Origin of the sequence: Salmonella sp. SJTUF15591 (assembly GCF_043356435.1) — a bacterium.
Taxonomy (GTDB): Bacteria; Pseudomonadota; Gammaproteobacteria; order Enterobacterales; family Enterobacteriaceae; genus Salmonella; species Salmonella enterica.
Genome location: NZ_JBEUJO010000004.1, coordinates 281,978 through 303,377, shown reverse-complemented (window position 1 = coordinate 303,377; position 21,400 = coordinate 281,978). Strand labels below are relative to the sequence as shown.

General features: G+C 53.3%; 21 protein-coding genes. 12 read left to right on the top strand and 9 right to left on the bottom strand.

Annotated features, from left to right (window positions below; genetic code table 11):
- Positions 1-235: 235 nt before the first annotated feature.
- The 5 genes from folD (at position 236) to ABVM99_RS11510 (ending at position 3,239) form a co-directional block, all read left to right on the top strand.
- Positions 236-1,102, top strand: a complete 867-nt coding sequence (gene folD / locus ABVM99_RS11530) for a bifunctional methylenetetrahydrofolate dehydrogenase/methenyltetrahydrofolate cyclohydrolase FolD (protein ID WP_000729165.1) — start codon at positions 236-238, stop codon at positions 1,100-1,102.
- A gap of 1 nt (position 1,103) precedes the next feature.
- Positions 1,104-1,316: a ribosome-associated protein YbcJ gene (ybcJ, locus tag ABVM99_RS11525; protein ID WP_000190281.1), complete on the top strand. Its 213-nt coding sequence runs from the start codon at positions 1,104-1,106 to the stop codon at positions 1,314-1,316.
- Positions 1,317-1,442: 126 nt separating this feature from the next.
- The gene (locus tag ABVM99_RS11520) at positions 1,443-1,988 is read left to right on the top strand and encodes a metal-dependent hydrolase (protein WP_023195048.1); all 546 of its coding nucleotides are present in this window, start codon (positions 1,443-1,445) and stop codon (positions 1,986-1,988) included.
- Positions 1,981-2,418, top strand: coding sequence for an STM0539 family protein (locus tag ABVM99_RS11515; RefSeq protein WP_001038573.1), 438 nt, complete (start codon positions 1,981-1,983; stop codon positions 2,416-2,418). The genes ABVM99_RS11520 and ABVM99_RS11515 overlap by 8 nt, the downstream gene beginning before the upstream one ends.
- Positions 2,415-3,239 carry a DUF2145 domain-containing protein gene (locus tag ABVM99_RS11510; protein WP_023195049.1) on the top strand — a complete coding sequence of 275 codons (825 nt, stop codon included), beginning with the start codon at positions 2,415-2,417 and terminating at the stop codon, positions 3,237-3,239. The genes ABVM99_RS11515 and ABVM99_RS11510 overlap by 4 nt, the downstream gene beginning before the upstream one ends.
- A gap of 43 nt (positions 3,240-3,282) precedes the next feature.
- Here ABVM99_RS11510 and cysS read toward each other — a convergent pair whose 3' ends face one another.
- Positions 3,283-4,668: a cysteine--tRNA ligase gene (gene cysS, locus ABVM99_RS11505; RefSeq protein ID WP_000912377.1), complete on the bottom strand. Its 1,386-nt coding sequence runs from the start codon at positions 4,666-4,668 to the stop codon at positions 3,283-3,285.
- Between the two features lie 172 nt (positions 4,669-4,840).
- Here cysS and ppiB point away from each other — a divergent pair, with 172 nt between their 5' ends.
- From ppiB to purK, 4 genes are all read left to right on the top strand, one after another.
- Complete coding sequence (ppiB, locus tag ABVM99_RS11500; protein WP_000255991.1) at positions 4,841-5,335, top strand: peptidylprolyl isomerase B; 495 nt, start codon at positions 4,841-4,843, stop codon at positions 5,333-5,335.
- A gap of 2 nt (positions 5,336-5,337) precedes the next feature.
- A complete protein-coding gene (gene lpxH / locus ABVM99_RS11495) occupies positions 5,338-6,060 on the top strand; it encodes a UDP-2,3-diacylglucosamine diphosphatase (protein ID WP_023138424.1) in 723 nt (240 codons plus the stop codon).
- 117 nt (positions 6,061-6,177) lie between these two features.
- A complete protein-coding gene (purE, locus tag ABVM99_RS11490; protein ID WP_000098736.1) occupies positions 6,178-6,687 on the top strand; it encodes a 5-(carboxyamino)imidazole ribonucleotide mutase in 510 nt (169 codons plus the stop codon).
- Positions 6,684-7,751: a 5-(carboxyamino)imidazole ribonucleotide synthase gene (gene purK, locus ABVM99_RS11485; RefSeq protein ID WP_000815599.1), complete on the top strand. Its 1,068-nt coding sequence runs from the start codon at positions 6,684-6,686 to the stop codon at positions 7,749-7,751. The genes purE and purK overlap by 4 nt, the downstream gene beginning before the upstream one ends.
- Positions 7,752-7,791: 40 nt before the next feature.
- On the opposite strand, the gene ABVM99_RS11480 is transcribed toward purK, so the two are convergent.
- Genes ABVM99_RS11480 through ABVM99_RS11465 form a run of 4 tightly spaced genes read right to left on the bottom strand, consistent with a single transcriptional unit; the run spans position 7,792 to position 12,443 of the window.
- Entirely contained in the window at positions 7,792-8,685 is an 894-nt protein-coding gene (locus ABVM99_RS11480; protein WP_052938304.1) for a carbamate kinase, read from the bottom strand.
- Between the two features lie 3 nt (positions 8,686-8,688).
- Complete coding sequence (locus ABVM99_RS11475; RefSeq protein ID WP_000821192.1) at positions 8,689-9,498, bottom strand: DUF2877 domain-containing protein; 810 nt, start codon at positions 9,496-9,498, stop codon at positions 8,689-8,691.
- An 11-nt stretch (positions 9,499-9,509) separates the two neighbouring features.
- Positions 9,510-10,769, bottom strand: a complete 1,260-nt coding sequence (locus ABVM99_RS11470; protein ID WP_020937086.1) for a DUF1116 domain-containing protein — start codon at positions 10,767-10,769, stop codon at positions 9,510-9,512.
- Between the two features lie 9 nt (positions 10,770-10,778).
- Positions 10,779-12,443, bottom strand: coding sequence for an acyl-CoA synthetase FdrA (locus ABVM99_RS11465; protein ID WP_023195688.1), 1,665 nt, complete (start codon positions 12,441-12,443; stop codon positions 10,779-10,781).
- 315 nt (positions 12,444-12,758) lie between these two features.
- Between ABVM99_RS11465 and allD the strand changes: the two genes are divergently transcribed.
- From allD to allE, 3 genes are read left to right on the top strand one after another with little or no spacing between them, the layout of a single operon-like run.
- Positions 12,759-13,808: an ureidoglycolate dehydrogenase gene (gene allD, locus ABVM99_RS11460; RefSeq protein ID WP_000703936.1), complete on the top strand. Its 1,050-nt coding sequence runs from the start codon at positions 12,759-12,761 to the stop codon at positions 13,806-13,808.
- Between the two features lie 21 nt (positions 13,809-13,829).
- Positions 13,830-15,065, top strand: coding sequence for an allantoate deiminase (gene allC, locus ABVM99_RS11455; protein WP_000589759.1), 1,236 nt, complete (start codon positions 13,830-13,832; stop codon positions 15,063-15,065).
- A gap of 10 nt (positions 15,066-15,075) precedes the next feature.
- Positions 15,076-15,861 carry a (S)-ureidoglycine aminohydrolase gene (gene allE, locus ABVM99_RS11450; protein WP_023195689.1) on the top strand — a complete coding sequence of 262 codons (786 nt, stop codon included), beginning with the start codon at positions 15,076-15,078 and terminating at the stop codon, positions 15,859-15,861.
- A gap of 79 nt (positions 15,862-15,940) precedes the next feature.
- Here allE and glxK read toward each other — a convergent pair whose 3' ends face one another.
- From glxK to ABVM99_RS11430, 4 genes are all read right to left on the bottom strand, one after another.
- On the bottom strand, positions 15,941-17,089 hold the full coding sequence (glxK, locus tag ABVM99_RS11445) for a glycerate 3-kinase (protein WP_000706331.1): 1,149 nt from the start codon (positions 17,087-17,089) through the stop codon (positions 15,941-15,943).
- 22 nt (positions 17,090-17,111) lie between these two features.
- Positions 17,112-18,410, bottom strand: coding sequence for a uracil/xanthine transporter (locus ABVM99_RS11440; protein WP_000484505.1), 1,299 nt, complete (start codon positions 18,408-18,410; stop codon positions 17,112-17,114).
- A 58-nt stretch (positions 18,411-18,468) separates the two neighbouring features.
- A complete protein-coding gene (allB, locus tag ABVM99_RS11435; RefSeq protein WP_023195666.1) occupies positions 18,469-19,830 on the bottom strand; it encodes an allantoinase AllB in 1,362 nt (453 codons plus the stop codon).
- Positions 19,831-19,908: 78 nt separating this feature from the next.
- Entirely contained in the window at positions 19,909-21,363 is a 1,455-nt protein-coding gene (locus ABVM99_RS11430) for a putative allantoin permease (RefSeq protein WP_000401063.1), read from the bottom strand.
- Between the last annotated feature and the right edge of the window lie 37 nt (positions 21,364-21,400).

Below are 21,400 nucleotides of genomic sequence, written 5' to 3'. Positions count from 1 at the left end.
ATGCCGCCCGATGCTATTAACGACGAGGGATTACGGTAACCATAGCCAGGGTGATGAATTGTTTCTTTTTGGTTAATCATGGCGCGCTTACGGGTCACGTCTCAGCATCGGCAACGAACGGGGGAGACGTCGCGTTTGCATCGGAAACACAAACGTTAACTGACAGCGAGGCCCGCTTCTGACAAAATAGCGTCATCCCCTTTGACTTGAAGTAACAGATGGAATCTTCTCTCTGATGGCAGCAAAGATTATTGACGGTAAAACGATTGCGCAGCAGGTGCGATCTGAGGTTGCTCAAAAAGTTCAGGCACGCGTCGCAGCAGGACTTCGCGCTCCCGGCCTGGCTGTGGTGTTGGTCGGCAGCAATCCGGCCTCACAGATTTATGTCGCAAGCAAACGTAAAGCGTGCGACGAAGTGGGGTTCGTCTCCCGCTCCTATGACCTGCCAGAAACCACCAGCGAAGCCGAACTGCTGGCGCTTATCGATACTCTGAATGCAGATAACACGATTGACGGTATTCTGGTACAGTTGCCTTTACCGGCAGGCATCGACAACGTTAAAGTGCTGGAGCGTATCGCGCCAGATAAAGACGTAGACGGTTTTCATCCTTATAACGTCGGTCGTCTGTGCCAGCGTGCGCCGCGCCTGCGTCCCTGTACGCCCCGCGGTATTGTGACCCTGCTTGAGCGTTACAATATTGATACCTACGGCCTGAATGCGGTGGTCATTGGCGCGTCCAATATCGTTGGACGCCCGATGAGCATGGAGCTGCTGCTGGCTGGCTGTACGACTACCGTTACGCACCGCTTTACCAAAGATCTGCGTCACCATGTCGAGCATGCTGATTTGCTCATTGTCGCCGTAGGTAAACCGGGCTTTATTCCCGGCGAATGGATTAAAGAAGGCGCAATTGTGATTGATGTCGGTATTAACCGTCTGGAAAATGGCAAGGTCGTTGGCGACGTCGTGTTTGACGAAGCCGCGGCGCGCGCGTCATACATCACGCCAGTTCCGGGCGGCGTCGGCCCGATGACGGTCGCTACGCTTATCGAAAACACGCTGCAGGCGTGCATTGAATATCACGATCCACAAGGAAAATAACATGGCGACATTCTCTTTAGGCAAACACCCGCACGTCGAGCTGTGCGATCTGCTCAAGCTGGAAGGCTGGAGCGAAAGCGGCGCGCAGGCGAAAATCGCCATTGCCGACGGGTTGGTGAAGGTTGATGGCGTGGTTGAAACGCGTAAACGCTGCAAAATTGTCGCCGGGCAAACCGTTAGCTTTGAAGGCCAAAGTGTGAACGTCGTGGCCTGATACAAGTGCCGGATAGCGACGCAAAGCGTCTTATCCGGCCTGATTACGCTGTCTTTTCAGATAATCATCCACTTAATCCTCTGCGTTCCAACTGCTAGCATGGCTATTTCCCTGTGAACCATCGCTATGCCTACCGTTATCACCCACGCCGCCGTTCCCCTGTGTCTTGGCGCAGGCTTAGGCCTGAAAGTTATCCCTCCTCGCCTGCTGTTTGCCGGTGTCGTGCTGGCGATGCTCCCCGATGCCGACGTGCTGGCCTTTAAATTTGGCGTCGCCTACGGCAACGTATTTGGACATCGCGGATTTACCCACTCTTTACTTTTCGCATTCGTCCTCCCCCTGTTGTGCGTACTCGCGGGACGACGATGGTTTCGAGCTGGGCAGGTGCGCTGCTGGCTATTTTTAACCGTTTCATTGTTGTCGCACAGCCTGCTGGATTCGATAACCACGGGTGGTAAAGGCGTCGGATGGCTGTGGCCGTGGTCAGATGAACGTTTTTTTGCGCCCTGGCAGGTGATTAAAGTCGCGCCGTTCGCGCTTTCAAGCTACATCACGCCGTATGGACATCAGGTCATTCTCTCAGAATTGCTGTGGGTGTGGTTGCCGGGAAGTATTTTAGTGTTATTTCTACGGGTACTTAAAACGCATATTAAAAGGAATCAATATGAATAAAATGACATTCGCCGCCGCGGTCATCTGTTTCTCATTTTCCCACGCCAGCTATAGCGAAGAAATGTCTGCCACTGGCTGGTATGCGGCATCGTCTGCGGTTGTCAGCGTGGGCAGTTCCGCACTGGTTAGCGGAATTATACTCTCCCCCGTACTGCTGCCGCTCAACCTGAGCATTGGATCTGTTGTCGAAAATAAAAAGCAAAAAACCGCGCTGTTAACCACTAAGTCCCCCGATAACAAAGACATTAAAATGCAAGTTCCGCTACATGTCGTCAAAGAAGGCAACCTCAAAGCAGGTGATAAAGTCACTCTGGAAAAAACGCAGGAAGGCACCGGCGCTTATTTGAAAAAAGAGGGCAAAGTCCTTGCCCATATGGTAAATCAGGACGACGCAGGACTTTCCAGCAACCAGACGGTACCGGCCAAATGAAGCGGTTCGCGTTTGCCCTGTGGCTCAGCGCAATCTCGCTCAACGCTTATGCAGACAGTGCTAACTGTCACCAAAAAGCAAACACGCCGGAGAGCATCGCAGCGACAATGGATCAGGCGTTACAACTCAAACAGCAGCTTAACAGTCAATCCGATCCGGTCGTCATTCTGGTTCGCCAAGGGCAAGATATGTCGAGCCGACATTTAACCTGGTCACATGCTGGCTATGCCATGCGCCAGCCAAACGGAGACTGGCGGGTTTACCATAATCTGAATACTTGCGGAACCGCTGAATCAGCGCTCTATATACAAGGTCTGTATGAGTTTCTGGCTGATGACCTGGTGAATCAGAGCATTGCCGTTTTGCGCCCGCGTTCAGATATCGCGACGGCATTACAAACGCTCTTACATAGCGCTATCAAACTCAATCTCTTCCACAGTCCCCGCTATAACCTGATTGCGTGGCCTTTTTCCGGCCCTTATCAGAATTCGAATGGCTGGCTTCTCGAAGTGTTTGCGCGAGCAAACGATGCGCAGGTTTGGTCACGTAATGATGCCCGCCGCTGGTTGCAGCTTCAGGGTTATCAACCCTCTATCGTTAGTGCTGGCACTTTTGAACGATTAGGCGCAAAACTGTTCACCCCTAACGTTTTCACCGACGATCAGCCAGCAGAATTGCTGCGAAAAGGAAATGTGGGGCTAAACAGCGGCGACAGCGTCATCCGCTTTATTGCCCGTTACAGCCGGGCAATATCCGGATGTGAACATCAGAATCTGGGGGAGTCGGTGTGCGTTTATCTTTCGCCCGGCGCGAAAAAATAAAAAACAGGCCGTTCTATGCAAATAGAGCGGCCTGTAAAAGCGCTTACTTACGCCGCCAGGTGGTGCCCTGCGGGCCATCTTCCAGAATAATACCCATTTCAGTGAGACGATCGCGCGCCGCGTCCGCCGCCGCCCAGTCTTTCGCTTTACGGGCATCCAGACGCTGTTGAATCAAGGCTTCAATTTCCGCGACTTCACCGTCATCCGCCTGCGCGCCGCTTTGCAGGAAAACATCCGGCTCCTGCTCCAGCAGTCCCAGCACGCCGGAAATCTTCCGCAGATGAGACGCCATCGCATTCGCGGCGGTCATATCTTCGCCCTTCAGACGGTTGACTTCACGCGCCATATCAAACAGGACGGAGTAGGCTTCCGGCGTGTTGAAATCGTCATTCATCGCCTCCACGAAACGCGCTTCAAACGCCTCGCCGCCCGCCGGGGCCGCTGATTTATCCGTTCCACGCAATGCAGTGTATAACCGCTCCAGCGAGGCGCGCGCCTGCTTGAGGTTCTCTTCGCTGTAGTTCAGTTGGCTACGGTAATGCCCGGACATCAGGAAGTAGCGCACGGTTTCCGCATCGTAGTATTTCAGCACGTCGCGCACGGTAAAGAAGTTGCCCAGCGATTTGGACATCTTCTCGCGATCCACCATCACCATACCGGAGTGCATCCAGTAGTTGACGTATTCGCCGTCATGCGCGCAGGTGGACTGGGCAATCTCGTTTTCATGGTGCGGGAACATCAGATCGGAACCGCCGCCGTGAATATCAAAATGGTTGCCCAACTGCTTGCAGTTCATCGCCGAACATTCAATGTGCCAGCCCGGACGCCCTTCGCCCCACGGCGACGGCCAGCTCGGCTCGCCCTCTTTCGACATTTTCCACAGCACGAAGTCCATCGGGTTACGCTTCACGTCAACGACATCTACGCGCGCGCCCGCCTGAAGCTGCTCAAGATCCTGACGGGAAAGCTGCCCATAAGTCGGATCGGTCGGTACATCGAACATCACATCGCCGTTATCCGCCACATAGGCGTGCCCTTTCTCGATTAAGGTGCGGGTGAGCTCGATAATTTCCTGAATATGGTGCGTCGCACGCGGCTCGCTGTCCGGACGCAGAATATTCAGCGCGTCGAAGTCCTGATGCATTTCCGCAATCATTCTATCGACCAGCGCGACAAAACTTTCGCCGTTTTCATTGGCGCGTTTAATAATTTTATCGTCGATATCGGTAATGTTACGCACATACTTCAGCTTATAACCGAGAAAACGCAAATAGCGCGCGACAACGTCAAAAGCGACAAACGTGCGTCCGTGGCCAATGTGGCAGAGATCGTAAACGGTGATACCACACACGTACATGCCGACTTCCCCGGCATGAATGGGTTTGAATTCCTCTTTTTGGCGCGTCAGTGTATTAAAAATTTTTAACATCGAAGATTCCGTATAGACGTGTGTGGGTAATAATCTCTGTATGATACATATTATTCGTAATCGAAGCAGCACACTTTGCAAGGTGATCGCAGCTTACGGTTATGCTATAACAAGCCCCTATATGTGCCCCATTGCGGGCTAAAGCACCACTCTCTTGGAACAGGATGCAAAAATGGTTACTTTCCACACTAATCACGGCGATATCGTAATCAAAACCTTTGATGATAAAGCGCCTGAAACAGTTAAAAACTTCCTGGACTACTGCCGCGAAGGTTTTTACAACAACACCATTTTCCACCGTGTGATTAACGGTTTTATGATTCAGGGCGGCGGCTTTGAGCCGGGCATGAAACAGAAAGCCACCAAAGAGGCGATCAAAAACGAAGCCAACAATGGTCTGAAAAATACCCGTGGTACGCTGGCGATGGCGCGTACTCAGGCGCCACACTCGGCTACCGCGCAATTCTTCATCAACGTGGCAGACAACGACTTCCTGAACTTCTCCGGCGAAAGTCTGCAGGGCTGGGGCTACTGCGTCTTTGCGGAAGTTGTAGAAGGTATGGACGTGGTAGATAAAATCAAAGGCGTCGCCACTGGCCGTAGCGGTATGCACCAGGACGTACCAAAAGAAGACGTCATCATTGAAAACGTGACCGTCAGCGAGTAATCGTGGCGACACTGTTTATTGCAGACTTGCATCTGCAAACGGAAGAACCGGCGATCGTCGCCGGTTTTCTGCGTTTTTTAGCCGTAGAAGCCCGTCAGGCCGACGCGCTGTATATTCTTGGCGATCTCTTCGAGGCCTGGATTGGCGACGACGACCCCAACCCGCTACATCGTGAAATGGCCGTTGCCATTAAATCGCTGGTTGATTCCGGCGTCCCCTGCTTCTTTATTCATGGTAATCGCGACTTCCTGATTGGCAAACGCTTTGCCCGCGAAAGCGGCATGACGCTACTGCCGCAGGAAAAAGTGCTCGACCTGTATGGCCGCAATGTGTTGATTATGCACGGCGATACGCTCTGTACCGATGATGCCGGATATCAGGCGTTTCGCGCCAAAGTCCATAATCCGTGGGTTCAACGGCTGTTCCTTACCCTGCCGCTGTTTATCCGCCGCCGTATCGCCGCCAGAATGCGCGCCGGCAGTAAAGCCGCCAACAGCAGCAAATCGCTGGATATTATGGACGTCAATGCGCAGACCGTCGTCGCCGAAATGGAAAAACACCGCGTACAGTGGCTGATTCACGGTCACACCCACCGCCCGGCGGTGCATGAACTTTCCGTCAACGACCAGCCCGCGTTCCGCGTGGTGTTAGGCGCATGGCACCATGAAGGTTCAATGGTAAAAGTCACGCCGGACAACGTGGAGTTAATCGCCTTCCCCCTGTAAATGTTCGTCGAATCGTCCGTTACGGCGCACACGCAACCGTTTTCCTTGCCTGATTATCATGCTATTCTTTGACACCTCAAAAGCAGCGTGTCCCGCACCACAGGAGTTTTAAGACGCATGTCTTCCCGCAATAATCCGGCGCGTGTCGCCATCGTGATGGGGTCCAAAAGCGACTGGGCTACCATGCAATTCGCCGCCGAAATTTTTGAAATTCTGGATGTCCCGCACCATGTAGAAGTGGTTTCCGCCCATCGCACCCCCGATAAACTATTCAGCTTCGCCGAAACGGCGGAAGAGAACGGATATCAAGTGATTATTGCTGGCGCGGGCGGCGCGGCGCACCTGCCGGGAATGATTGCGGCAAAAACGCTGGTCCCGGTACTCGGCGTGCCGGTACAAAGCGCTGCGCTAAGCGGCGTGGATAGCCTCTACTCCATCGTGCAGATGCCGCGCGGCATTCCGGTGGGTACGCTGGCGATCGGTAAAGCCGGTGCCGCTAACGCCGCCCTGCTCGCCGCGCAGATTCTGGCGCAACACGACGCGGAACTGCATCAGCGCATCGCTGACTGGCGCAAAGCGCAAACCGATGAAGTTCTGGAAAATCCCGATCCGCGGGGGACGCTATGAAGCAAGTTTGCGTTCTCGGCAACGGACAACTGGGCCGAATGCTGCGCCAGGCGGGCGAACCGCTGGGTATCGCCGTCTGGCCGGTTGGCCTGGATGCAGAGCCTACCGCTGTTCCGGTACAGCAGAGCGTCATTACCGCAGAGATTGAGCGCTGGCCGGAAACCGCACTTACCCGCGAGCTGGCGCGCCACCCGGCCTTCGTCAATCGCGATGTATTTCCGATCATCGCCGACCGTCTGACACAAAAACAGCTTTTCGATAAACTGGGACTCGCGACCGCGCCGTGGCAGCTGCTGACCAGCGCCGACGAGTGGTCCGGCATCTTTGACCGTCTGGGCGAACTGGCGATTATTAAGCGTCGCGTTGGCGGCTACGACGGTCGCGGGCAGTGGCGTCTACGCGCGGACGAAACCGGGCAACTGCCGGATGACTGCTATGGCGAATGTATTGTTGAGCGCGGTATCCATTTTTCCGGCGAAGTGTCGTTAGTCGGCGCGCGCGCTCATGACGGCAGTACCGTGTTTTACCCGCTAACGCACAATTTGCATCAGGACGGCATCTTGCGGACCAGCGTCGCGTTCCCACAGGCGAACGCCGAACAGCAGGCGCAGGCGGAATCGATGCTGTCAGCAATTATGCAGGCGTTGAACTACGTCGGCGTAATGGCGATGGAATGTTTTATCACGCCGGAAGGCCTGCTAATCAATGAACTGGCGCCGCGCGTGCATAACAGCGGACACTGGACGCAAAATGGCGCCAGCATCAGTCAGTTTGAATTGCATTTGCGCGCGATTACCGGCCTGCCGTTGCCCGCGCCGGTGATTAACGCCCCGTCGGTGATGATCAACCTGATCGGCAGCGAGCTGAATTACGACTGGCTGAAGCTGCCGCTGGTACATCTGCACTGGTATGATAAAGCGGTACGTCCGGGGCGAAAAGTCGGCCATCTGAATCTGACCGACAGCGATACGTCACGTCTTAGCGCCACCCTGGAAGCGCTCTCTCCGCTCCTGCCGGGCGAATACGCCAGCGGCATTATCTGGGCGCAAAGTAAGCTTAAATAAACAGCGTGGGCGGCGCATTCTCTGTCGCCGCCCGTCGCGATCACAGAGAGATGCAGGTTCCCGCTCTGCCCGCCAGGGTATCGTCAATACGCGACAATGCGCCAATCCATGCCGGCTTTCCGCACCGCTTCACATACCCGCTTACCGCGGTCACCTTCGGCCCCATCGCGCCATCGGCTTTGGCAAACGGCGCCAGCTCATCGGGCGAAGCCTGACGAATAGCGCGCTGCTGCGGCGTTCCCCAATGTTCATACACCGCATCCGCATCCGTCAAAATAATCAGACCATCGGCCGCTATCTGCTCCGCCAGCAATGCCGCCGCCAGGTCTTTATCTATCACCGCCTCGACCCCTTCGCCCTCGCCGGCAACAGGTACCCCGCCACCGCCGCTGCAAATCACCACATGGCCCTCTTTTAGCAATAACTCAATAGCGGCGCTTTCGATAATCTGACGCGGCGCCGGGGAAGCGACGACACGGCGCAGATATTTTCCATCACGTTTCATATGCCAGCCATAAGTCGCTTCCAGCGACATTTGCTCTTCTGGCGAATAAACGGGACCGATAAACTTTTCCGGTTCAAGAAAAGCAGGATCGTCCGCCGATACCTTTATTCGCGTTAATACCGCAGTCACCGGCGGCATATCGGGTTCAAGCGCCAGACGTTGCGCCAGCATATAGCCGATCATTCCCTGACTTTCCGCCACCAGCACATCCAGCGGATAAGGCTCAACGGCTTTCCAGGCAAGGTTCTGTAAAGCCAACAGGCCGACCTGGGGGCCGTTGCCATGTACTATCGCCAGCCGATACGAGCGGGCAAGTCGCGCCAGCGCAGGCACCGCGTCAGCAATATTGCGATATTGATTCTCTGCCGTTAGCGCTTCTCCGCGCTGCAATAATGCGTTGCCGCCAAGAGCAACTACCAACGTTTTCATTCCCTATCCTTTTACTATTTGTTGTCCAAGCCAGAACCCCAGCAGCGTATCCGCGCCAGAGGTGTGCCCCAGCGCCAGCAGTCCATCAATCGCCGTTTCTGTGCGAACATCTCGTCGCAGCGCATGAATAAAGTGGAGTAAAGGCGACGCGAAATAACCCATAGCCGCATAGCGTAAATAGCTAACGCTCACGAGCGTCGTCGCCCGATCAAGGCTGCCGGATTGGGCAAAAAAATTACGCCCGGCGCGTTCATCTATGGCGCCAAAATACCAGGCCGCCAGCAACATTCCCGTCAGCGTGTCGTCATGACTGGGCGTTAAGCCCGGCCCTTTACCCAGCCATAGCCGCCAGTCAGTCGCAGCACCTGCAAGCGCCGACTGAAAGCAGTGACAAAACTGGCGAAGTTCCGGACATAGAGGCTGGGCTGCGGCGACGGTTAACGGCCCAAACAGCCCCGTCTCCTCACTACGCTGCATGTACGTCGCGTTAAGACGCGGCGACGCAAGATAGCGCGGAACCCGCAGCGAACAGCGCCTCTCCGGCTCGCATAAAAGAAACTCGCCAATCTGAATACCGGCAGCGGTTGACTGCGGTTTTTCGCCATCGGTGAGCACATCGCGCAATGCGTCAAAATCGCCGCCGCGCAGTATCCACCCTCCCGGACTGAAGCCGCTCCCCCGACGGTGAAGCGTTAATAACTCACCGCTTTTCGCCACAAAATTAATAGAGCGACGCCATACCCCTGACATCTGCCAGGGTTGCCGATAATCCGCCGATTGTCGGCTTGCCATAAGAGGATGGATACGTTTCATGAGACGCTCTCTTAACTTACGCCCATGCTTTCCGCCAGCGCTTCCAGCGCCTGCTCGAAACAGGCCAGCGGCGCACGGACGGTTCCCGCGCCAATCTGTCCAATCCCCGCCTCTTTATGCGCGATACCCGTGTTAATCAGCGGCGTAATTCCGGTCTCGACCACGCGGCGGATATCCAGTCCCAGACAGGCCCCCTGAAAATCCCAGCCGGGGATTTGTAGCTGCATGTTGCGTTCGAGATAAATTTCAGCCATCTCTTCAGAAACAGATTTCGCCGCTTCCATTCCCCCGGCACCGACAAAACGCGTTACGCCAGGCGCGGCAATCATCGCAGCGCCGCCAATACCAAACGTTTCAGTAATGGCACTGTCGCCCATGTCCGGGTTGGCCTGATCCTGCGAAAAACCGGTAAAAAATAGCCCCTGCGGCGTATTAACAGGCGCGGTGAACCAACGGTCGCCCAGACCGCTAACCCGAATACCAAACATATCGCCATTACGGGTCATCGCCGTCACAATACTGCCGGCGCGAATCTGCGCGCCTGCGTCCATGGCGGCTTTACAGTAGGCCATCGCCAGATTAAGGAAGAATTGATCGGTGACGCTCAGAAAATCCATCACTTCCGCTATCTGCTGCTTATCGTGTTCCAGACGGGCGATATGCGGCGCCAACGTGCGCATCAGCAATGCGGAAGAGGCGATATTGCGCTGGTGGAATTCATCTCCCATCGTAATGCCCTGCGCCATCATTGCGGTCAGGTCGAGGCCCCGCTCCAGACGTCCCAGCGCCGCGCTTAATACCGGCATCAGCATATCACGCATCCAGCGCAAACGTTGCTGAACATCCTCACCATAGGCGCCGAAACGCATCACTTTGCCGATCCCTTCGTTGAGATTGCAGTACGCGCGATTGCCATCGGTGATATTTTCCACGACCAGCATCGGCATACTGGCTGAGGTAATACCGCCCATCGGCCCCACGGCGTTAACGTGATGGCAGGGAATAAAGTTGACCTTTCCCTGCTCTAACAGCGCGAGCGCGCTCATTTCATCTTTGGCCCATCCTTCAAACAGGCATGCGCCGATACAGGCGCCTTTCATCGGGCCGGTCATCTCTTGCCAGCGCATCGGCGGCCCGGCATGAAGAAGCGTTTTCCCCTGATTGAGCACGCTAATTAATGAAGAAGCTGGCTTCACATCCAGCCAGTGCGGACGTGCGCGACGAATTTGTTCGATGACTGCAGCGTTGGCTTGCGCCACTGATGTAAACATGGAAACCCCTTATTGCAAACGTTCTAACAGACGAGCCAGTTTTTTATTACCGCCAGCGACAGGCGCCCACTGGTAGTGCACCACGGGCATACCGGCAGCCTGTAAATCCAGCGCGAAGCTACGTAACCCGGCATTAATCACCGCTACCGCTTCCAGTAACCGGGGAGCTGATGGATGAGTGGAAGAGAGAGTGGGTCGAATCAGTTCCGCGGCCAACAGAGTGGCTTCGGGAAGAGAATCCACTACCGTGATGCCGGCATCTTCGAGCGCGGCGATTTGTTGCGAGCGGCACTGAGGATCGCGTTCCGTTCCGGTGACGGTTGCGATGGCGAACAGCGGCTGGTCGCCGGCGCGTGCGGCGCATGCCTTCTGCCAGGCCTGAATCAGCGATGCGGCGGGATCGGCGGTCGCGCCAAAACCAATAACGACGTCCACTAATAACACGCGTACCTGCGGCTGCGCGCCAAGCCCGGCGATAAGCTGATTACGTAACGCCGGGTCGATCATCGGATGTGGTCGCCCAACGGTATAAAAGTCATCGCCCAGATCGATAATCTGGTGGCCGTCAGCGTCAAGCATCATGCCATGGTGATGTTCCGTATCCGTCGCGACGCCCAGATAGCCGGCCAGCAGCCCCGCCGCTTCCGCCGCCAGCGTTCCGCCGGTATAGAGGCCACGAATCACGCCGCCTGTTGAAACCATTTCTTTACGCTGCGACGTCACGCGAGACAATAAACATGCCAGGCGGGCGGCTTCATCCAGCGTCGAGGCAAACCAGACGTTTCCCTCACGCGCAACGGGAGAGGAAAACCCTAAGAACAGCGCTACAACAGGTTTGCCGGTGGCTTTCATCGCCGCGATAATATGCTGACGAACCGCATCGGCAGGCGGTTTGGAGACAAAGGCCAGCACCTGGCTCTTTTCATCCGCGCTGAGTATCTCCAGTGCCGTTAGCGCGCTGATCCCGCCGACCTCGGCGCTCAAATCGCGTCCGCCAAGCCCGATGGCATGGGTAATCCCTTCCCCCGCCAGCGCAATCTGTGAACAGAGCTCCTGAATACCGGTGCCGGAAGCGCCAATCACCCCGATGTTGCCCTCTGGCATGACGTTAGCGAAAGCCAGCGGCGTATTGGCGATCATAGCGGTGCCGCAATCCGGCCCCATGACCAGCAGTCCTTTATCACGCGCCCGGCGTTTTAGTCTGATTTCGTCGTCCAGCGTGACATTATCGGAGAAGATCATCACGTTCAACGAACGATCCAGCGCCAGATCTGCCAGTTCCGCCGCATATTCGCCGGCCACCGATACCAGCGCCAGATTCGCCTCTGGCAGTTTCTGACAGGCGCTTTCCCAGCGTCTGACCTGGATTAACGACTGGCTGCCGCTGCTTCCCTGCGCCAACTGCTGCAATGCTTCTTCGAGCTGTTGCACAATCACCTGCGTAATGCCGTCATCTACCGCTTCGGTACGAATCGCCACGCAAATGTCATTGGGCGTAGCGCCATGAAAATCGTCATGCCAGAAACCGGTAGTTTCCAGCAGCGACTTATTCGCAGGCGTACCCATCATTACCGATACATCATCAACATTTTCGGACTCACTCAGCTTTCGAGAAATAATCATTAAGCTGACAGAGTCCTGAAAACACCCTTTTTTAATAAAGGCGTGGATCATAACAACTCCTTAATAATTGCACCCATTGCAATTGCACGAGCAGTGTTAATGTGCGCTTCACGGTATATATCCGGGAGGGTAAATAGAGTGATTAACGTCACATCAAATTTATTAACAAAAGAATTCAAACAACGGCTAAAGGATTAGTTATGATTTTCTAAAAAAGCTTTTTATTTAAGCAAAAAGATAAAACCCGCCTGATTATCAAATAAATTCTAATTATATTTTTTTGCCTGTCTGGATCACATAATCATTTTATTTTCCCGGTATGTTAATCGCAGTCATGCTTCACACCGTCGTTAAAAAGGAAGACAGATGAAAATCAGTCGGGAAACACTCCATCAGCTTATCGAAAATAAGCTTTATAAAGCCGGACTAAAACGTGAGCACGCCGCCATCGTCGCCGACGTACTGGTTTATGCAGATGCCAGAGGTATTCACTCACATGGCGCCGTACGCGTTGAATATTATGCCGAACGAATTTCAAAAGGCGGCACCAACCGGGAGCCGACGTTCCGCATTGAGAATACCGGTCCCTGTACGGCGATACTGCATGCCGATAATGCTGCCGGACAGGTCGCAGCCAAAATGGGAATGGAGCATGCTATTGAAATAGCCAAAAAAAATGGCGTCGCGGTTGTCGGCATTAGCAGAATGGGCCATAGCGGCGCCATCTCTTATTTCGTCCGCCAGGCTGCTCGCGAAGGCCTGATCGGTCTGTCTATCTGTCAGTCCGATCCTATGGTCGTGCCGTTTGGCGGGGCGGATATTTACTATGGCACTAATCCGCTGGCCTTTGCCGCGCCGGGCGAAGGCGACGACATCATTACCTTCGATATGGCCACCACCGTGCAGGCCTGGGGAAAAGTCCTCGATGCACGGTCCCGCAATGAGTCCATTCCGGAGAGTTGGGCCGTCGATAAAAATGGCGCGCCGACACATGATCCTTTTGCCGTCAATGCGTTATTACCCGCCGCAGGCCCGAAAGGTTACGGCCTGATGATGATGATCGATATTCTGTCCGGTATTCTGCTGGGGCTGCCGTTTGGCCGCCAGGTCAGTTCGATGTATGAAGATTTACACGCCGGACGCAATTTAGGACAACTTCATCTGGTCATTAATCCGGCGTTCTTCTCTTCCTGTGAATTATTCCGCAAACATATTAGTCAGACCATGCAGGAACTCAATTCCGTGAAGCCCGCCCCCGGTTTTAAACAGGTTTATTATCCTGGACAGGATCAGGATATTAAACAGAAAAATGCCGATATGAATGGTATCGATATTGTTGATGATATTTATCAATATCTGATTTCCGATGCCCTCTATCTCAAGTCATACGAAACAAAAAATCCCTTTGCCCAATAATTATTGAAACAGGAATTTTCTATGATAAAGCATTTTCGCCACGCGATAGAAGAAACATTGCCCTGGCTCTCTTCCATTGGAGCCGATCCTACGGGTGGAATGACGCGTTTACTTTATTCGCCTGAGTGGCTGGAAACACAGCAGCAGTTTAAAAAGCGAATGGCAGAAAGCGGTCTGGAGACACGCTTTGATGACGTCGGAAATTTATATGGCCGCCTTTGCGGCACACAATTTCCGGAGCAGGTGATTTTAAGCGGTTCGCATATTGATACGGTCGTCAACGGCGGCAATCTGGACGGGCAATTCGGCGCGCTTGCCGCCTGGCTGGCGATCGACTGGCTAAAAGCGACCTACGGCGCGCCGCTGCGCACCGTCGAGGTAGTGTCAATGGCTGAGGAAGAAGGCAGCCGTTTCCCTTACGTTTTTTGGGGCAGCAAGAACATTTTTGGCCTGGCGAATCCTGAAGAGGTACGCCATATCCAGGACGCCAAAGGCACAGGCTTTGTCGACGCTATGCAGGCGTGCGGATTTACCCTTCCCGCCGCGCCGCTCGCCGCGCGAACCGATATCCGCGCCTTTGTTGAATTGCATATTGAGCAAGGCTGCGTTCTGGAGAGCAACGGACAGTCGATTGGCGTCGTCAACGCCATCGTCGGGCAACGTCGCTACACGGTGACGCTCAACGGCGAGTCCAACCATGCAGGCACAACACCAATGGGCTATCGTCGCGATACGGTGCATGCCTTCAGTCGTATTTGCAGTCAGTCCATTGAAAAAGCCAAACAGCATGGCGATCCCCTGGTATTAACGTTCGGCAAAGTTGAGCCGCAGCCGAATACGGTCAATGTAGTCCCTGGAAAAACCACATTTACAATCGATTGCCGGCATACGGACGCCGCGGTACTTCGCGAATTTACCGAACAGTTGGAAAACGATATGCGCGCCATCTGCGATGAAATGGATATCAGCATCGATATCGATTTGTGGATGGACGAAGCGCCGGTGCCGATGAACGCCGAACTGGTCGCGGCCCTCACCAGGCTGTGTGAAACCGAACAACTGAACTATCGCATAATGCATAGCGGCGCAGGTCATGACGCGCAAATTTTCGCGCCGCGCGTCCCTACCTGTATGATTTTCGTCCCCAGCATTAATGGTATCAGCCATAACCCGGCGGAACGTACCAACATTAATGACCTTGCTGAAGGGGTCAAAACTCTGGCATTAATGCTGCATCAACTTGCCTGGCAAAAATAAGGAGCCATCAATGGGATATCTGAATAACGTCACGGGTTACCGCGATGATTTACTGGCGAACCGCGCCATTGTGAAACACGGTAACTATGCGCTCTTAACGCCGGACGGTCTGGTGAAAAATATTATTCCCGGCTTTGAAAACTGTGACGTCACCATCCTTTCGACGCCGAAGCTGGGTGCTTCTTTCGTCGATTATCTGGTCACCTTACATCAGAATGGCGGCAACCAGCAGGGCTTTGGCGGCGAGGGGATTGAAACTTTTCTCTATGTCATTACGGGAAATATTGAAGCTAAAGCAGAAGGAAAAACATTCTCTTTAACTCAGGGCGGATACCTCTATTGTCCACCGGGCAAGATGATGACCTTTAGCAACACTCAAACGGAAGACAGCCAGCTATTTTTATATAAACGCCGCTATACTCCTGTCGAGGGGCATGCCCCGTGGTTGGTTTCCGGCAATGCCAGCCAGCTGGAGCGTATTCATTATGAAGGCATGGAAGATGTTATTCTGCTGGATTTCCTGCCTAAAGAGCTGGGCTTCGATATGAATATGCATATTCTGTCGTTCGAACCGGGCGCCAGCCACGGCTATATTGAAACCCACGTCCAGGAACATGGCGCTTATATCCTTTCCGGCCAGGGGGTTTATAACCTCGACAACAACTGGGTGCCGGTGAAAAAAGGCGACTACATCTTCATGGGCGCTTATTCCCTGCAGGCCGGATACGGTGTAGGTCGTGGCGAAGCATTCAGCTACATCTACTCCAAAGACTGTAACCGCGACGTTATGATTTAACGGCGGGCAGCCCTCCTGATTATTTTTAATTTAGCTATGTTGGATTTTGCCACGGTGAGAACCGTGGCTTTTTTTATGCTTAACGAGTCCCGATGTCCTGGCCAAGTTTGATGACGCGGGCAATATTACAGGCGCTGTGGTAGAGATTTTGTTCACCGTTCGCCAGAACTTCCGGCAAAGGCGCCAGCCGCGGCAAAATACTGAATACGGCATCAATACCGTGGCGATGGACCACTTCCACGCCGTCGCCCAGTACGCCGGCAATGCCGATAACCGGGACATGATGCCGTTTCGCCACTGACGCGACGCCTATCGGCGCTTTTCCTCCCGCCGTTTGCGAGTCGATTCGCCCTTCTCCGGTAATCACCAGCGAGGCCTCTTTTACCGCCTCCTCCAGCTTCACCGCCTGCATAACAATCTCAATACCGGGCTTCATTTCCGCTTCCAGGAAGACGATAGCAGCAATCCCCATTCCTCCGGCCGCTCCACCGCCCGGTATTTGAGACATGTCGCGTCCGGTCAGGGCATGTAAAACACGGGCATAATTACGTAATCCATTTTCCAGCGTCTCAACCATTTCAGGCGTCGCCCCTTTCTGCGGACCGAATACCGCCGCCGCGCCGCGTGGCCCCACCAACGGGTTATCAACATCACAGGCGACCTCAATACGGCACTCTGAAATTCGCGGATCGCACCCCTGCAGGTCAATGCTCGCCAGGCGCGATAAATTGCCCCCTCCGGCGCCAAGCGGCGTTCCCTGCGCGTCCAGAAAACGCACACCGAGCGCCTGCGCTACTCCCATTCCGCCATCCACCGTGGCGCTGCCGCCGATACCCAGAATAATATGGCGAATCCCCGCGTCCAGGGCGTGACGAATCAATTCGCCGGTGCCGAAACTGGATGCCAGTAGCGGATTACGCGCCTCGGGCGCCACCAGCATCAATCCGCTCGCCGCCGCCATTTCAATAATCGCCGTTTTGCCGTCGCCGGTCAGGCCATAAAATCCGTTTACTTTTTCCCCCATCGGCCCGCTAACGTCCACAGAAACCCGTTTCCCGCCGGTCGCTGCCACCATCGCGTCCACGGTTCCTTCTCCACCATCGGCGATCGGTAAACAAACATAGCGCGCATCAGGAAATACGGTTGAAAATCCCGCTTTAATAGCCTGACAGCATTTATCAGCGCTTAAGCTCTCTTTAAATGAATCTGGCGCAATTACAATCTTCATCATGTCTCCTTGTTTTCTCACGTTATTTAATGCGTTCCCACGGAATAAGATTTTCCATAAGCACTGCCAGTAAGATTCCCACCAGTAATCCGTTGCTAAGCAGAGGACGAATCATCAGTGGAAGATCCTGTAAATAGACCGGAGGAAGCCCCATCAAAAAAATGCCGACAAAAAGCGGTAATGCCAGGCGATAAATATTCCGCGCGGTAAACGTAATTTGCTGGCTAAAAACCAAACCGGAATAAAGTAAAGGTAAATAAGAGACCAGCATAACGGCGCTGCTGATCGCCAGTGGAATAGCGCAAAATAAGCGGGTTAACGGCGTTATAATGGCAACCAGCAGACACAGCGCGCTACCGCAGATAAAGGATTTGCGAGAACTGTCGCCGGTTTGCGTTAATAAACCAATGGAAGACACAAAAGGCGAAAAAGGCACGACCGCAAAAGGCACCGTCACTAACGTCATCAGTCCGGAAATCATAAAGCTTCGGCGATAACGAGAACTGCCCGACCCTTGATGCAGATAAAAGATATCGGTACCGCGGATGGCGCCGTAAGTGTTGCTGATGTTGACTAACCCCGTCATCACCGCCGTCACAATAATACCCGGCATCAGCGTGCCGTGGCTGCCCAGCGGAAACCATCGCCAGCTTAATTCACCCGGCGGTAAGTGTGATGAAGGAAAACATAACCGCCATAGCCCCCACCCGACCACGGTCCCTACCAGTAACGCGTAACGGGAGATACGCTGTTGCAGGAAAATAATCATCGCGAGGATAAAACACATCACCGCGACCGCCAACCCAAAGGGGGCCAATTTGATTCTGGCGCTGGTATCGGCAATGCCAAAAGGCAGCCCCAGCATGCCTTTAAAAAATATTGAGGTCAGCTGCGCGCCCAAAAGAAGCATGAAAAAAACCATCACCGCCGGCGTAAACAGGCGAGCCAGACGGTGTCCTAAGCCGCTAATGCCGATAAATATCGTCACCATCGCGGAGATCGCGATCCCGACCGACAGGCTGGAGGCGATATCGTTCAACGGCGTGCCGCGAGACGCCTCGCCAAGCGTAATCGTAAGAATAGCGCCCCACCACAACCCTGTCGGCCCTTCCATAATGGCGCGGCGATGGCCGCAAAATGCCTGAACCAGGCAGGCCAACGCGGTGGTCAAAAAAGCGTATTGTGTGAGCATTAACAGGTTATCAGCGGGAAGATGAAAAGCGGACAGCAAGGTAGGGGGAACCACAACCGTGTTACAGAAAATAAAGAAAAACCACTGAAAGCCGGACAATACACTTTCGCGGTTAATAACAGGGAACATATCCACACCTTAAAATAGAGAATGCCCGTCGTGACGACGGGCATTAAATCACACCGGATTACTGCTGATGTTTAAGGATAAACTGACCTTTTGGCGGCACGGGGAAGCCATGCTCGATGTCATAAATAACATCGCCGCGCAAAATCGTTTTGGTAATACGCGCGCCAATAGTACGGCCAACATACGGACTGACTTTATGGCGATATTCCAGATCTTCATTTTTCAGAACATAGCTGCTGTCAGGCTGAATAAAGACCAGGTCAGCATCTTTGCCGGGGGCAATACGTCCTTTATGTTTCAGACCAAAAATATCGGCGGCGTTGGTCGCCATTAATTTGCCAAACATCGGCAACGACATACCGCGTTTTTGCACCGCTTCATCAAACATGACGTCCATGCAGTTTTGCAGTCCGGCAATTCCGCCCCATGCTTGCATGATATTGCCTGCTTTCATTTCCGGAGGGCATGGAGAGTGGTCGGATACCAGGCAGTCGATTTCGCCGTTAAACAGTTTTTCCCACATCCCTTTCTGGTTTTCCTGGTCGCGAATTGGCGGAGAACATTTTGCCAGGGTGCCAATCTCTTCGAACTGATCGGTATCGAGGACAAAATAGTGCGGGCACGATTCACAGGTGACATACTGGCCTTCCTGACGCGCGCGCGTTACTTCCTCTACCCCCTCCGGGCTGCTGATATGGCAAACGTGCAGACGGCAACCTGCCGCTTTCGCCAGATACAGCACGCGACGAATGGCTTCCACTTCAGTAAATACCGGACGTGAGGCGACATAATCATGCGCCGTTACGCGACCTTCGCGTTTAGCTTCCTCGCCCAGCTCATCACAAATCAGAGCATTTTCGCAATGTACCAGTACCGTCTGGTCCATCTCCCCCAGTTTCTGCGCGCCTTTGTAAAACTGCCAGTCATTAACGTCGCGAAAATCATTATCGATGCCACGATCGCCGCAGGTGGCGACAAAGCACTTGAAGCCGACAACGCCCACTTCGTCCAGCTCATGCAGCCGATCCAGGTTATAAGAAACCAAACCGCCCAACTGCGCGGCGTCGATGGTCAATTTACCTTTTGCCGCGTCAAACTTGAGTTCAATCGTCTCACGATCGACCGTCGCCGGCAGCTGATTGAGCGGCATCTCAATCATCGTGGTAATACCGCCTTTCGCCGCCGCGCGCGTACCGGTTTCATAGCCTTCCCAGTGGGTACGGCCCGGTTCAGAAATGTGGGTATGCGCGTCAACCATGCCCGGCGAAACGATCAATCCCGTCGCATCCAGCACATTTTTCGCTTCCCCCAGGTTCTCGCCAATCGCAGCGATTTTTCCGCCCTGGACGGCGATATCGATAACTCTCGCTTCGTTTTCTAAGATGACAGTACCGTTCTTAATAATTAAATCAAAAGACATAACAAACTCCTTGTATGGATACAGATAGTTTTTAAATAGCGCACACTTCATTAAATACGCTTAATGCTTTTTCAATATTTAACCTGCGAGTTTTTTCTCTCCTGTATTTTCAAAACCCGTGCGTTTCTTCAATAGCGCATAAGCAACGAACGCAACTATTACGCCTACAAACCAGGACACGCGGGATAAAGGCTCCATAAATGGTATAAACTTGCCGCCTAATGACAGAATGACTGCGACCAGGGTGACTGAAAATGCAGTCAGGTTAAATCCATTATCATAATATTTGTAATCACCGCTGGCGGTGTACAGCTCATCAAGATTAATTTTTCCACGCATTACCACAAAATAATGAGCTAACATTACGCCGATTACCGGGCCAAGCATACCGCCGATAATATCGAGGAACAGATAAATACTGTCCTGATTCTCCATTAATTTCCATGGGCAAATCAGTAGACTGATAATACTGGCAATCATTACGCCATTTTTATAGTTAAGCTTTGTCGGGGCAAGCGCCGCAATTTGATACCCCGCAGGTATAATATTACCGGTGGCGTTGGTTGAAATTGTCGTCATCAGAATCACCAGCACCGCAAAGAATGAAGCAAACAGACTGTCCCAGCGCTGCACAATATCCAGCACGTTCCAGGTATCCATACCATAATGAATACTGGCTCCGGCAATAATGCACACGCTGGCTACGGCGAATAATATATACGCTACGATAAGCCCCAGCGTTTGTCCCAATGCCTGAGCGCGAAATGAATGCGCGTTTTGCGTGAAATCGGACGCGCTCACCGCTGGCGCTGCCCAGACGGCGACTACGGCGTTAATCACCACCAGGAACAGAAAGCCGCTGTGCTCTGCTTTTTGCACGCCTGAAGGCAGATAGTCCAGAATCGGGCCAATGCCGACCAGCGATATTGCCCAAATAGCCATGCCGCCAAAGACAATGTAAATACATGGATTGAGGATAGCGGTAAATTTATTTAATACTTTACCACCGCCAAAACCGATGCCAACGTTAATAATCCAAAAAATTAGAAAAGTAATTAGTCCTGGCAGTGAAAGACCCAGCAGCTTGAAATCTCCGCCTAATGTCAGAAATCCTGGCCAGATCTTCCCAATCAAAATAAGAAATGCCAGCGATCCCGCGTAACATTGTAAGCCGAACCACATAATTGCCGCGATTCCCCCTCGCAATAATCCAGGGAATAGCGCGCCGCGGACGCCGTAAGAACCTCGCAATATCATAGCAAAAGGAACGCCATATTTGCTGCCTGCCGCGCCATTCATTACCATCGCCGCCGCAATAAATAATGCGCTGATAATAATGGCCAACATGATATTAAATGTTGATAGCCCCAGTATAAAAAAACCGCCGACCATAACGTAATTTGGCACGTTATGTACAGATCCCATCCATAAGGTGAAATAGTTAAATGCCTTCCAGTTTCGTTGGGTTTCTGTTTTAGGTAATAAGTCTTCGCTATAACCGCGCTGCTGGTATAGCTCTCTTTGATGTTCCATAAATCCCTCTTTTCACGCATCGGATAACGTTGTTATG